The sequence below is a fragment of the Streptomyces humi genome (genome assembly GCF_001005085.2).
Taxonomy (GTDB): domain Bacteria; phylum Actinomycetota; class Actinomycetes; order Streptomycetales; family Streptomycetaceae; genus Streptomyces; species Streptomyces humi.
The window spans coordinates 45,190-57,572 of the sequence record NZ_LBMU02000069.1 but is presented as its reverse complement, the minus strand read 5'-3'; the positions used below and the strand labels follow the sequence as shown (position 1 = coordinate 57,572).

The following is a 12,383-nucleotide window of genomic DNA, read 5'->3' as shown; positions in this document are numbered from 1 at the left end:
GGAAAACAGGAGGGTGCGGGATGGGCCAGGGCCAGCAGGAGCAGGTGGCGACGAGCCTCGCGGGCGCCGTCAGCGAGGAGGTCAGCGCCTCCCTCGCACCCGTCGACGCCGAGCTCGGGCGCCGCTATCCGGGTGACCCGGGGACCCGCCAGCCCGTCCACACCGTGTACGTCCCGGGCGACGCCTTCGACGCCGGCACCGTCCGCTCCTGGGGCGACCGGGCGCTGGCCGCCCTCGACGAACACGCCCCGGACGCGGCCTCCTTCGCCGCCGTGCTCGGCCTGCCGGACGACCTCGCCGAGCCAGTCCACGCCCGGGTCCGCGCCAAGCTGGAGCGCGAGCCGGTCGAGGACCTGCGCGTCGACTTCGAGGACGGCTACGGCCCCCGCCCCGACGCGGAGGAGGACGAGACGGCGGCCCGGGCGGCGCGGCTCGTCGCCGAGGCGTACGAGAAGGGCACGGCGCCGCCGTACATGGGCATCCGGATGAAGTGCATGGAGGCCCCGGTGCGCGACCGGGGCATCCGCACCCTGGACGTCTTCCTCACCGGGCTGATGCGGGCCGGCGGGCTGCCCGACGGCCTGGTGCTGACCCTGCCGAAGGTGACCTACCCCGAACAGGTCACCGCGATGGTCCGGCTCCTGGAGGCCTTCGAGAAGGTGTACGGCCTGACGCCCGGCCGGATCGGGTTCGAGATCCAGATCGAGACCAGCCAGGCCATCCTCGCCGCCGACGGCACCGCCACCGTCGCCCGGATGATCCAGGCCGCCGAGGGCCGCGCCACCGGACTGCACTACGGCACCTTCGACTACAGCGCCTGCCTCGGCGTGTCGGCCGCCCATCAGGCCAGCGACCACCCGGCCGCCGACCACGCCAAGGCGATCATGCAGGTCGCCGCCGCGGGCACCGGCGTCCGGGTGTCCGACGGCTCCACCAACGTGCTGCCGGTCGGCCCGACGGCCAAGGTGCACGACGCCTGGCGGCTGCACTACGGCCTCACCCGGCGCGCCCTGGCCCGCGCCTACTACCAGGGCTGGGACATGCACCCCGGCCACCTCCCCACCCGGTACGCGGCCGTGTTCGCCTTCTACCGCGAGGGTCTGGACCAGGCAGCCGGCCGGCTCGCCCGGTACGCCAACCGGGCCGGCGGCGACGTCATGGACGAGCCCGCCACCGCCAAGGCCCTCAGCGGCTATCTGCTGCGCGGACTGGACTGCGGGGCCCTCGACATCGCCGAGGTGGCCCGGCTGACCGGCCTGACCCGCGCCGACCTGGAGGGTTACGCGGCGCCCCGGCGCGGCGACCTGACGGCCTCCGGCAACTGACCGGTAGCGGCCAAGTCACGGCATCAGCAGGCCACTTGAACCGTCCCTGTCACCGCCCCGTACTCTGGTGCGCCATTCAGGGACGGGCGTCAGGAGCGGGGCTGTGGTGTCGGGTGGGTACGGACAGGCTGACGGGACCGGTCGCCTGCTGGCCGGGCGGTACCGGGTCGTGGCCCGGCTCGGGCGTGGCGGGATGGGGGTCGTGTGGCGCGCCCTCGACGAGGTCCTCGGCCGCGAGGTGGCCGTCAAGGAACTGCGGGCCTACACGGACAGCGCCGGAGCCGAACTGGCCGAGCTGCGGCTGCGGATGCAGCGCGAGGCGCGGGCGGCGGCCCGGGTGCGCCATCCGGCCGTGATCGTGGTGCACGACATCGCCGAGGTCGAGGGCCGGCCGCTCATCGTCATGGAGCTGATCGACGGACCCTCGCTGGACGACGTGCTGCGCGAACGCGGCACCCTGGACCCGCGCGAGGCCGCCCGCGTCGGCGCCGAGGTGATGGACGCCCTGGCCGCGGCCCACCGGGCCGGTGTCCTGCACCGTGACGTCAAGCCGGGCAACATCCTCCTCGACCGCACGGGCCGGGTCGTCCTCACCGACTTCGGCATCGCCACCATGGACGATCCCGGCGACGGCTCCACCGCACAGCTGACCCGCAGCGGTGAACTCGTGGGCTCGCTCGACTACATGGCCCCCGAACGTGCCATGGGCGCCGATCCCGGCCCGGCCTCCGACGTCTGGGCGCTCGGCGCGGCCCTCTACGCGGCCGTCGAGGGCGCCTCGCCGTTCCGCCGCACGTCCACGTTCTCGACCCTCGCCGCGATCGTCGACGAACCCCTCCCGGAGCCCCGCCTGGCCGGGCCCCTCGCCCCCGTCCTGCGCCGCCTGATGGACAAGCGCCCCGATGCCCGCCCGGCCGCCGAGGAAGCCCGCGAACTCCTGCGGACGGCGGCACGGGAACCCGGCGCGGACACACCGACGACGGCACTGCGACAGCCGGCACCGGCCGCGGCCGAGGCGGCCGTCGCGGTGGAACCAGGGCCCGACACGCCCGTGCCCCTTCCGGACCCGCCCCGGGGACCCGACGAGGGGCCGGCACGGGAAGCCGGGCAGCGGCCCGCTCAGCGGCCTCTCGACGCGGAGACCGAGGCGCCTGCCCAGGTGCCCGAGGTGGAGGTGACCGGAGGCGGCGCGCTCGGAGGCGAGGCGGCGGAGGCCGGGGCGGGTGGAGGCGAGGCGGCGGAGGCCGGGGCGGGCGGAGTCCGGGCGGGCGGGGCGCGTGACGGGGCTGGGGAGGGCGCGGCGCCGGCGCCCGAAGTCCTGGCATCCGATGTGCGGTCGGGCGGCGGCTCCGGGGCGCGGGGCCAGGACGCCGGTGCGGTGTCCGGAGGCGGTTTAGGCCGCTCGCACGGGGCCGGCCGGGCGAGACCCGTCCCGTCGTCCGGTCCGGGCCGCCGCGTACGCCGTCGGGCCGGGCGGCTCGCCACGGTCGCCGTCGGTGCCGTCCTCGCCACGGTCGGTCTGACCATCGCCCTGCTGAACGACAAGGGGCACCCGGCGCAGCCGGACGCGGCCCCACCCGTCTCGGCCCGGGCGAACGCCTCGAAGGGCATCCGGGGTGCTGCGAGCGGGCACTCGGCCGAGCCGGACCCCAAGGGGCAGGGCGAGGAGACGACCACCGCACCGACCGGGGACCCCACCCGCCCCACGGACGGCAGGCCCACGACCCACGCGTCCGTCCCGGCCTCGGCGACCGCCTCCGGCGCGGGCCCGTCCCCGAGTACGGCCACCATCACGGCGGCCGCGAGCGCCACCGCCACTCCCGCCTCTGCGTGCCGGTCCGCCGGCGGCGGCACCTACACCTGCGAGGTCCGCAGCGCCGCCAAGTCCTACACCGCCTCGGGCACGAAGGCCGGGAAGGTCCACCCCGGGGCCCACGCGTTCTACTGCCAGGCCGACCTGGGCCGCCGTGAGACCCACGGCAGGTGGACCAACGTCTGGTGGGCCAGGACCGACGACGACAACGGCAACACCGGTGTGTACATCAGCGACGTCTACCTCGCGGGCGGCGACAACGACGAGCCGGTCCCCGGGCTTCCCGTCTGCTGAGCGCCCAGGTACCGTTCCAGACCCGACGCGACCGCCCACCCCCGCTCGGCGAACAGCCGGGTGCCCCGCCGGCAGAGTCCGGCGTCGGCCCGCGCCCGCGCGCAGAACTCCTCCGGGGTGGTACCGAACAGCTTCCTCAACTCGGCCGAACCCGCGAGGAGTCCGGTGAGCAGGTCACGCTCGCCGGGGTGCCGCCGCGGGGTGCCGGTGCCGTCGTGCAGGACGCCGTGGCGGTTGACGTAGGCGTGCACGCCCGGGAGCGTGGTGCCGTCCGCCAGGCCGACGCGTACGGCCGACGCGGGCAGCCAGGCCCGGGCGAAGTTGCCGTCGGGCAGCGGTACGCCCTCGCTCGCGTCGATCACCTCCAGTTGCCGCCCGTCCAGCCAGACCACGAACAACTCGCTCACGGAGGTGGCGGATTCGACCGGCGACGCCGAGACATAGCCGAGCCGGCTGACATGCGCGGAGACACCGACCGCGAGGCCGGTCACGCCGGCACGCACCATGGGGATCACCCCGGTGACCCCGGACTCGGCCATCTTGTGCTGGAGTTGGGCGGGGGAGGCGTTGGAGCCGACCGCGAGCACCGGCACCCGGCCGTCGTCGTGCACCAGCCGGTCCAGCGGCAGCAGCCGGTCGCCGTCGAGCAGCCCGGAGTCCGCGGGCCAGTCGCCCGGATAGGTCAGCGGATGGTCGCGCGGCGCCCGGTCGAGGCCGAGCTCCGCGAGCGTGGCGCCCGTCATGCCCGGCTCACTCCGCCGGCGGCAGCTCGCCCGAGCCGCGGGTGATCAGCCGGGTCGGCAGTTCGATCCGCTCCGGTGCCAGGAGCGTGCCGTCCAGCTGGCGGAAGAGCCGCTCGGCGGCGGTCCGGCCGAGCAGCGCCGCGTCCTGGGCGACGACGGTGATGCCCGGGTTCAGCAGATCGGCGAGCTCGATGTCGTCGAAACCGATCAGCGCGACCGGGCGGGACAGCTCCGCCAGCACCCGGATCACGGTGACCGTCACCCGGTTGTTGCCCGCGAAGACCGCGGTGACCGGCGCGGGTCCGGACAGCATCTCCTCGGCGGCCCGGCGCACCCGCTCGGGGTCCGTCACACCGAGGGAGGTCCACGCCTCCTCGACGGGTATCCCGGCGTCCTCCATCGCGGCCCGGTAGCCGCGCAGCCGCTCGGCCGCCGTGTGGATGCGGGGCATGTCGCCGATGAACCCGATCCGGCGGTGGCCGTGCGCGATCAGATGGGCGACCCCGTCCCGGGCACCGCCGTGGTTGTCGGAGAGCACCACGTCGGCGTCGATCTTCCCGGCCGGCCGGTCCACGAACACCGTCGCCACGCCCGCCCTGATCTCCGGCTCCAGATACCGGTGGTCGTCCCCGGCCGGGATCACCACCAGGCCGTCCACCCGCCGCGCGCACAGCGCGAGCGCCAGCTCCTGCTCGCGGTCCGGGTCCTCGGCGCTGGATCCGTTGATGAGCAATGCCCCGTGGGCGCGGGCCACTTCCTCCACCGCGCGGCTCAGCGGGCCGTAGAACGGGTCGGCGAGGTCCTCCAGGACGAGACCGATGCTCGCGGTGCGGCCCTTGCGCAGCACCCGCGCGCTGTCGTTGCGGCGGAAGCCCAGCGCGTCGATCGCCTCCTGGACCCGGCGCTCGGTGTCCGGGGTCACCCCGGGCTCGCCGTTGACCACCCGGGAGACCGTCTTCAGGCCCACGCCGGCCCGCGCGGCGACGTCCTTCATCGTCGGCCGGGTCCCGTAACGGGAGCCGGGAGGACGGTCTGCGCGGCGGGAGGTCTCGGGCACGGTACGGCGTCCTGTCCTGTCGTCCACGGGAGGCATGGGCCCACGGCTCGGTGGCCCGGCTCATGGGTGTGTAGCTCATGGGTTTGTATCAGGGATACACAGGCTCATGCGTTTGTATGAGGATGTGGCGTCGAGCATAGAGCCTGGACAACGTTGTCAGATGCAAGGAAGACTGTCCACCGCAATCTCCGGCCTGCGTCCCCACCGCTTGACCGGCCTGTATTTTCACTCGGCTACTCATGGTTGACGGGGAGATCTGACTCTGATGCACACCGACCTCGTGGCGGCCCTCGACATCGGCGGCACCAAGATCGCCGGCGCGCTGGTGGACGGCCACGGACGGATCCAGGCGCGCGCCCAGCGCGCGACACCCGCCCAGCAGGACGGCGAGACGGTCATGGGGGCCGTCGAGGAGGTGGTCGGCGAGCTCGCCGGTTCACCTCTGTGGGAGCGGGCCGGCTCGCTCGGGATCGGCAGCGCGGGCCCGGTGGACGCCTCCGCCGGCACCGTGAGCCCGGTCAACGTGCCGGGCTGGCGGGACTATCCGCTCGTCGAACGGGTGCGCGCGGCGACCGGCGGCCTGCCGGTCGAGCTGATCGGCGACGGCGTCGCCATCACGGCCGCCGAACACTGGCAGGGCGCCGCCCGTGGCCACGACAACGCGCTGTGCATGGTGGTGTCGACGGGTGTGGGCGGCGGTCTGGTGCTCGGCGGCAAGCTGCATCCGGGACCCACGGGCAACGCCGGTCACATCGGCCACATCAGCGTCGACCTGGACGGGGACCCCTGCCCCTGCGGGTCGCGCGGCTGCGTGGAACGGATCGCGAGCGGTCCCAACATCGCCCGGCGCGCCCTGGACGGCGGCTGGCGGCCCGGCCCCGACGGGGACACCTCGGCGGCGGCGGTGGCGGCCGCGGCCCGCGCCGGCGACCCGGTAGCGGTGGCCTCCTTCGAGCGGGCCGCGCAGGCGCTGGCGGCGGGGATCGCGGCCACCGCGACGCTGGTCGAGATCGACATAGCGGTGATCGGCGGCGGCGTGGGCAAGGCGGGGGACATCCTGTTCACGCCGCTGCGCAAGGCGCTCACCGACTACGCGACGCTCTCCTTCGTGCAGCGCCTGACCGTGGTGCCGGCCCAGATGGGCACGGACGCGGGCCTGGTGGGCGCCGCGGCCGCCGCACTGGCCCGCAGGCCGGACGCGACGGCGGCCGGGGTCTGAGAGACCCCGGCCGCGCTCGGCAGGAACGTTCAGGCCCGGTCGGCCGGAGTTCAGGTCCGTCCGACCGGGCCGCTCGGAGGCGGCCCGCGGTGGGGCCGGCCCGCAGGAGGATCGGTGCCGGCCGGACCGGCCGGCACCGCCGGGGTGGGCCGGGGGTCAGCAGGTGATTTTCGCGTCCGCCCAGTCCGCGTGGTCGGAGGTGATGCCGTCGCCGCCGTCGGTGACGACGAGACGGACCACCTCGGCGCCGGTCACGTCGGCGGTGAGCGGCTGGGCGGCCATGGCGGTGGTCAGCACGCCGGTGGCGGCGGCCTTCCTGCCGTCGGCCCAGACCTCGAAGGACACGGTCCCGTCGGCGGACTCCTCGTCGTCCACCCCGACCTCGGCGGTGACCTTCTCGCAGGACTTCCCGGTGAAGTACTCGACGTCGCTCGCGGCGTGCGTGCCGAGCCCCTTGGCGTACTCCACCCCGCCGATGGTGATCGGATGCCCGTCACCGGCGTCGTACTCGCCGTTGCTGGTGTCGCGTTCCACCGGCCCCCAGCCGTTGCTGCTGGTGACCCAGGGGAGGTCGCTGAGGTAGGAGCCGCCGGCGGGCGGTGCGTCCGCGACGGTCGTCGTGATCGTCACCGTGTTCTCGGTCCGCACTCCGCCCGGTGACCGGTAACTCGCCCTGAGCCGCAGGTCGTACGACCCCCGGGGCGTCCCGGCGGGCGGCGTCACCTGCCAACCCGTGTGCAGGGCACGGCCGGTCCGCAGTGCGGTGGCCCGCGTCGGCGAAGTCGCCCTGATCCTCCAGCCGTCGGGGCCGGTGAGCGACACGGAGACCCGCTCGGCCGCGGTGCGCCCCAGGTCCGTCACCGCCGAGGTGAGCGCGGTCCGGGTTCCCGGCTCGATGAACCGGCCGCCGTCCAGGCCGAGTTCGACGGCGGGAGGGTTGGCCGCCCAGTGCCGGTCGGCGGCGACGCGCACCAGTACCGTGCCGTGGGCAGGGACGACCGCCGAGATGGTGCCCGCCGTGTTGTAACCGCGGTGCTGCCACAGGTCGCGCAGCGTGTAGGCGGGAGCCTTCGGCAGGCCCACGGCCGTCGCGGAGGTCGCTATCCGCTGTGCCGAGCCGGACTCGTTGAACAGGGCCACGGCACGGCTGCCGTCCTGCATCTGCCTGGCGACGACCCAGCGTCCGTCCGTCGAGGAGATCACCGTGCCCTGCTTGCCGAGCGGGTCCTGGTCGACGGCGATGACCTCCTTGTTGTCCAGGATGTCCAGGGTCGCCTGGGAGGCCTTGCGCAGGTCGGTGCCGATCAGGAGGGGCGCGGCCATGATCGACCACATCGAGAAGTGCGAGCGGTACTCGGTGTCGGTCATGCCGCCGTTGCCGACCTCCAGCATGTCCGGGTCGTTCCAGTGGCCGGGGCCGGCGTACGGCGCGAGCGGCAGGTTCTGTTTGAGGATCGACAGCATGGAGCCCCAGCTGTCGCTGATGTCCCCGGTGGTGCGCCACAACTGCCCGACATCCGCGGCCCATTCCCAGGGCTTGTTCTCGCCCCACTCGCAGATGCTGAAGACGATGGGGCGCCCGGTGGCCGCGAGGGCGTCCCGCATGGTGCGGTAACGCTGCTTCGCGTCCACGCCCTGGTTGTTGCAGTTGTCGTACTTGAGGTAGTCGACACCCCAGTCGGCGAACTGCCGGGCGTCGCTGTACTCGTGACCGAGCGCACCCGGGAAACCCGCGTCGTTGCAGGTCTTGGTGCCGGCGCTGGTGTAGATGCCGAGTTTGAGGCCCTTGGCGTGCACGTAGTCGGCGACCGCCTTGATGCCGTGCGGGAAGCGCGCCGGGTCCGGGACCAGCTTGCCGTCCGCGTCCCGCGCCGGCAGGGCCCAGCAGTCGTCGAGATTGACGTACTGGTACCCGGCGGCCTTGAGGCCCTTCGCCACGAACAGGTCCGCGATCCCCTCGACCATGGCCTCGTCGAAGTCCGCCGAACAGTGTGTGGAGTTCCAGTTGTTGAAGCCCATCGGCGGGGTGGGGGCCAGGCCGTCGGCGAGCGCGGGGGAGCCGGATCCGGTGCCGGCGACGGCGGGTCCCGCGAGGCCCGCCGTACACAACAACGCGGCGGTCAGTGCTCCGACCACTCTTCGCCGGGTCCTGCGGGTGCGAGGGTGACGCCTCATTACGTTCCTCCGACTCGCGAAACGGGACGACGGCGTGTTCGCGCCGTCGCTCTGCGCGGTTACGGTAGGACGTGTGGGAGTCTGTTGGAAAGAGTGCGGTAGCGATCGTTCGGCATTTCGATCCGGGGGTTTCTGGTCTGGACCGGATATCCGCAGGTCATCCGATGTTCCCGGGGGATCGGGCGGAAAGCGCCGCACCGCCGCCCTTTCGTGTTGCTCCGCCCGCGCGGTCTCCCGTGACCCCTCGCCGTCCGCGCAGTTGGAACGGGCATGAAGAAGCGCAGCATGCTCGCCATCGCCAGCCTGGCCACCGGATTCGTCGTGGCCGCCATCACCCCGTCCCACTCGGCCGACAACGGAACGCTCGGCGACCTGAACGTCTCGGACACCCTGGAGCACGTCGACCCCGGCGTCAGCCAGGACAGCTTCCAGGTCGACCAGAACCTGCTGGGGCAGGAGTAACCGTCCGGAGCAGGGGCGGACAGCGGTGCCGGTGTTCCGCGGAGGGGACGCCGGCACTCCGTCATGGGCGCCCTCAACGGGAACTGGTTTCCGTGGCAGTGTGGAGCGGGCAAGCCACAGGGGGCCAACAGAAGAGGGGGAGTCCGTGATCGTCTGGGTCAACGGCGCGTTCGGTGCGGGTAAGACCACCACCGCACGTGAACTGATCGAACTGATCCCGAACAGCACGCTCTTCGACCCCGAGGTCATCGGCGCGGTGCTGACACACCTGTTGCCGGCCAAGCGCCTCGCCGAGGTCGGCGACTTCCAGGATCTGCCGATCTGGCGACGGCTGGTGATCGACACGGCGGCCGCGATGCTCGCCGAACTGGGCGGGACCCTGGTGGTCCCCATGACGCTGCTGCGCCAGGAGTACCGCGACGAGATCTTCGGCGGCCTCGCCGCCCGCCGGATCGCCGTCCGCCATCTGTGCCTGGCCCCGGCCGAAACGATCCTGCGCGCGCGAATAGCCGGGCGGGAGATCCCGCCCGACCTCCCCGACGGCGAGATGCGCGTCCGCCAGTGGTCGTACGACCGGATCGAGGCCTACCGCGCCGCCCTCGCCTCCTGGATCGGCGCCGACGCCCATCTCGTCGACACCAGCGACCTCACGCCGTACGAGACGGCGGTGCGGATAGCGGCGGCGGTCGGCAGCGGCGAGGCCGCGGCGTGCGACATCGTGCAGACGCCCGAGCCCACCGCCGAGACCGTCGCCGCGGGCGTCCTCCTCTTCGACGAACAGGACCGGTTCCTCCTCGTCGACCCCACCTACAAGGCCGGCTGGGAGTTCCCCGGCGGAGTCGTCGAGCCCGGTGAGGCGCCGGCGCGGGCCGGCGTCCGTGAGGTCGAGGAGGAGACCGGAATACGGCTGGAGGAGCCACCCGGGCTGCTCGTCATCGACTGGGAGCAGCCCGCCCCGCCCCGCTACGGCGGACTGCGGCTGCTCTTCGACGGCGGCCGGCTGGACTCCGCCGAGGCCGGCCGGCTGGTGCTGCCGGGGCCCGAACTGCGCGACTGGCGCTTCGTCACCGAACAGGAGGCCGCCGAGCTGCTGCCGCCGGTGCGCTACGAACGGCTGCGCTGGGCGCTGCGGGCCCGCGAACGCGGTGCGGCGCTCTATCTGGAGGCCGGAGTCCCGGTCGGCTGACCCCGTCTGAGAGCCCGTCAGGTCCTCGCCGTCGAGTCGACGTTGCGGGGACTTTGACATGACGGGGGCATGGGTAGGGCCTTTTGCCCGCGGTGGAAGGTCCCAAGGGGAAAACGAGGGTGAATTGTCGCCGTCCCGGTATGAACAAGAACGTGAAGGAGGTACACAGACGTTCTACCGTCGGTGCGCAGCTCAAACTTCCTCGCGGCCGCTGGCCGCCGTGCACAGGCCGGACATCCGCCGGTCGAAGGAGGGACATGCGCGCGCATTCCTCGGCCCTCACAAGGGGCCTCGCACTGACCGCCGGGCTCGTCCTGGCGCTCGCCGCCTGTAGCAGCGGGGGAGGCGGCGGCAGTGGCAGCAAGGGCACTTCGGCCGGTCTCACGTCCTGCTCCACCGAGGGCAAGGCCGACACCTGCAACTCCGCCGCCACCAAGGCCGGCGGCACGTTCACCTACGTCATCGAGAAGAACGTCCAGCAGTGGAACGTGCAGGACACCAACGGGAACACCTTCGAGAACGCCGAGGCGCTGAGCCCCGTCCTGCCCCAGGTCTACGTCCCGCAGCCGGACTTCAGCGTCAAACTCAACACCGACCTGGTGACCTCCGCGACCCAGACGAGCGCAAGCCCGCAGACCATCGTCTACAAGATCAACCCCAAGGCGTCCTGGAACGACGGGACCCCCATCACCGCCGACGACTTCATCTACTACTGGCGCACCAACGACGGCAAGGACTGCCCGCCGCCGCCCGCGAGTGACTCCACCCAGACCAAGGGCTGTCTGCCGGAGAGCACCGCCGGCTACGACCGCGTCAGGTCGGTCACCGGCTCCGACAACGGCAAGACCGTCACCATGGTGATGAACAGACCGTACTCGGACTGGAAGTCCCTGTTCGGCGCGGGCTACCCGCTGTACCCGGCGCACGTCGCCGAGAAGGTGTCCGGCGCCGGGAGCGGCGACGCCGCGCACATGACGGCCGCCCAGATGACCCAGGGCTGGCAGTACTTCCAGAAGAACCCGCCCACCAAGTACGCGACCGCAGGCCCCTACAAGATGACCCAGTGGGTCGACAACGACCACGCCACCTACGAACCCGATCCGAAGTGGTGGGGGCAGAAGGCGAGCCTTCAGCGCCTCATCTTCAAGGTGATCTCGGACGCCACCCAGGAACCGATCGCCCTGCGCAACAACGAGGTCCAGGGCATCTACCCGCAGCCCGAGGTCGACCTCGTCAACCAGGTCAAGGCCATCCCCAACGTCACCTACACCATCGGCGACGGACTCACCTGGGAGCACTTCGACCTCAACCTGCACAACCCGGTGATCGGCAAGTACCTGGCCCTGCGGCAGGCGATGTTCACGGCGATCAGCGTCAAGGACATCATGGCCAAGACGGTCGCCCAGTTCGACCCCGGCGTGAAGCAGCTCTACAACCACAACTTCGTTCCCGGGCAGGCCGGTTACAAGGACGTGGTGAGCGCGAGCGGCCAGGGCTCGGGTGACCTCGCCAAGGCCAGGAAGTACCTCACCGACGGCAAGTTCACCGGCGTGGGCACCGCACTGAAGACCCCGGACGGCAAGTCCGTCGGCCCCTTCGACTGCCGGTACACCACCGGCAACCAGATCCGGCAGAGCGAGTGCCAGATCCTCCAGAGCGACCTCGCCGGCCTCGGCATCAAGGTCACGATCAAACCGATCGGCGCCGCCGACCTCGGCACCGTCCTCGCCGGCCACCAGTACGACATCATCGTCTTCGCCTGGGTCGCCTCGCCCTTCCCGATCAGCGGCGCGCAGCAACTGTGGACCACCGGGGCCGGCGGCAACTACGGCGGCTACAGCAACAAGAAGGTCGACTCCCTGATCAGCCAGGCCATCGGCGAGACGGACGCGACCAAGGCCGCGGCCCTGCTCAACCAGGCCGACCAGCTCATGGTGGACGACGCCTACGTGCTGCCGCTCTACCAGAAGCCGACCTTCCTCGCGGTACAGAGCCGGTTCGTCAACATGCGGAACAACTCCACCAACGTCGGACCGCCGTACAACGTCGGCGAGTGGGGCCTCAAGAAGTAACCCCCGGCCACCCGTCGGATCCGATTCCCGGCCCCGG

The 12,383-nt window shown here is 72.3% G+C and carries 9 protein-coding genes; 6 read left to right on the top strand and 3 right to left on the bottom strand.

Going from position 1 to position 12,383, the window contains the following annotated elements:
* The first annotated feature begins 20 nt into the window (after window positions 1-20).
* Window positions 21-1,325 carry a DUF6986 family protein gene (locus tag AAW13_RS27800; RefSeq protein WP_046729317.1) on the top strand — a complete coding sequence of 435 codons (1,305 nt, stop codon included), beginning with the start codon at window positions 21-23 and terminating at the stop codon, window positions 1,323-1,325.
* A 103-nt stretch (window positions 1,326-1,428) separates the two neighbouring features.
* Complete coding sequence (locus AAW13_RS27795; protein WP_046729316.1) at window positions 1,429-3,432, top strand: serine/threonine-protein kinase; 2,004 nt, start codon at window positions 1,429-1,431, stop codon at window positions 3,430-3,432.
* On the opposite strand, the gene AAW13_RS27790 is transcribed toward AAW13_RS27795, so the two are convergent.
* Window positions 3,378-4,175, bottom strand: a complete 798-nt coding sequence (locus tag AAW13_RS27790) for a hypothetical protein (RefSeq protein ID WP_046729315.1) — start codon at window positions 4,173-4,175, stop codon at window positions 3,378-3,380. The genes AAW13_RS27795 and AAW13_RS27790 overlap by 55 nt on opposite strands.
* A gap of 7 nt (window positions 4,176-4,182) precedes the next feature.
* A complete protein-coding gene (locus AAW13_RS27785) occupies window positions 4,183-5,268 on the bottom strand; it encodes a LacI family DNA-binding transcriptional regulator (RefSeq protein ID WP_206306287.1) in 1,086 nt (361 codons plus the stop codon).
* A 229-nt stretch (window positions 5,269-5,497) separates the two neighbouring features.
* On the opposite strand from AAW13_RS27785, the gene AAW13_RS27780 reads away from it, so the two are divergent.
* On the top strand, window positions 5,498-6,451 hold the full coding sequence (locus AAW13_RS27780) for an ROK family protein (RefSeq protein ID WP_046729313.1): 954 nt from the start codon (window positions 5,498-5,500) through the stop codon (window positions 6,449-6,451).
* Window positions 6,452-6,607: 156 nt separating this feature from the next.
* On the opposite strand, the gene AAW13_RS27775 is transcribed toward AAW13_RS27780, so the two are convergent.
* The gene (locus tag AAW13_RS27775; RefSeq protein WP_206306286.1) at window positions 6,608-8,626 is read right to left on the bottom strand and encodes an NPCBM/NEW2 domain-containing protein; all 2,019 of its coding nucleotides are present in this window, start codon (window positions 8,624-8,626) and stop codon (window positions 6,608-6,610) included.
* 270 nt (window positions 8,627-8,896) lie between these two features.
* Here AAW13_RS27775 and AAW13_RS27770 point away from each other — a divergent pair, with 270 nt between their 5' ends.
* The 3 genes from AAW13_RS27770 (at window position 8,897) to AAW13_RS27760 (ending at window position 12,346) form a co-directional block, all read left to right on the top strand.
* Window positions 8,897-9,088 carry a hypothetical protein gene (locus AAW13_RS27770; RefSeq protein WP_046729311.1) on the top strand — a complete coding sequence of 64 codons (192 nt, stop codon included), beginning with the start codon at window positions 8,897-8,899 and terminating at the stop codon, window positions 9,086-9,088.
* Between the two features lie 145 nt (window positions 9,089-9,233).
* Window positions 9,234-10,274: an NUDIX hydrolase gene (locus AAW13_RS27765; RefSeq protein WP_046729310.1), complete on the top strand. Its 1,041-nt coding sequence runs from the start codon at window positions 9,234-9,236 to the stop codon at window positions 10,272-10,274.
* 257 nt (window positions 10,275-10,531) lie between these two features.
* The gene (locus AAW13_RS27760; RefSeq protein WP_046729309.1) at window positions 10,532-12,346 is read left to right on the top strand and encodes an ABC transporter family substrate-binding protein; all 1,815 of its coding nucleotides are present in this window, start codon (window positions 10,532-10,534) and stop codon (window positions 12,344-12,346) included.
* Window positions 12,347-12,383 lie beyond the last annotated feature (37 nt).

Excerpts from the sequence above, each read along its gene's own strand:
- AAW13_RS27800 (WP_046729317.1), top strand. The coding sequence starts at position 21 with ATGGGCCAGGGCCAGCAGGAGCAGGTGGCGACGAGCCTCGCGGGCGCC.
- AAW13_RS27790 (WP_046729315.1), bottom strand. The coding sequence starts at position 4,175 with ATGACGGGCGCCACGCTCGCGGAGCTCGGCCTCGACCGGGCGCCGCGC.
- AAW13_RS27785 (WP_206306287.1), bottom strand. The coding sequence starts at position 5,268 with ATGCCTCCCGTGGACGACAGGACAGGACGCCGTACCGTGCCCGAGACC.
- AAW13_RS27780 (WP_046729313.1), top strand. The coding sequence starts at position 5,498 with ATGCACACCGACCTCGTGGCGGCCCTCGACATCGGCGGCACCAAGATC.
- AAW13_RS27775 (WP_206306286.1), bottom strand. The coding sequence starts at position 8,626 with ATGAGGCGTCACCCTCGCACCCGCAGGACCCGGCGAAGAGTGGTCGGA.
- AAW13_RS27770 (WP_046729311.1), top strand. The coding sequence starts at position 8,897 with ATGAAGAAGCGCAGCATGCTCGCCATCGCCAGCCTGGCCACCGGATTC.
- AAW13_RS27760 (WP_046729309.1), top strand. The coding sequence starts at position 10,532 with ATGCGCGCGCATTCCTCGGCCCTCACAAGGGGCCTCGCACTGACCGCC.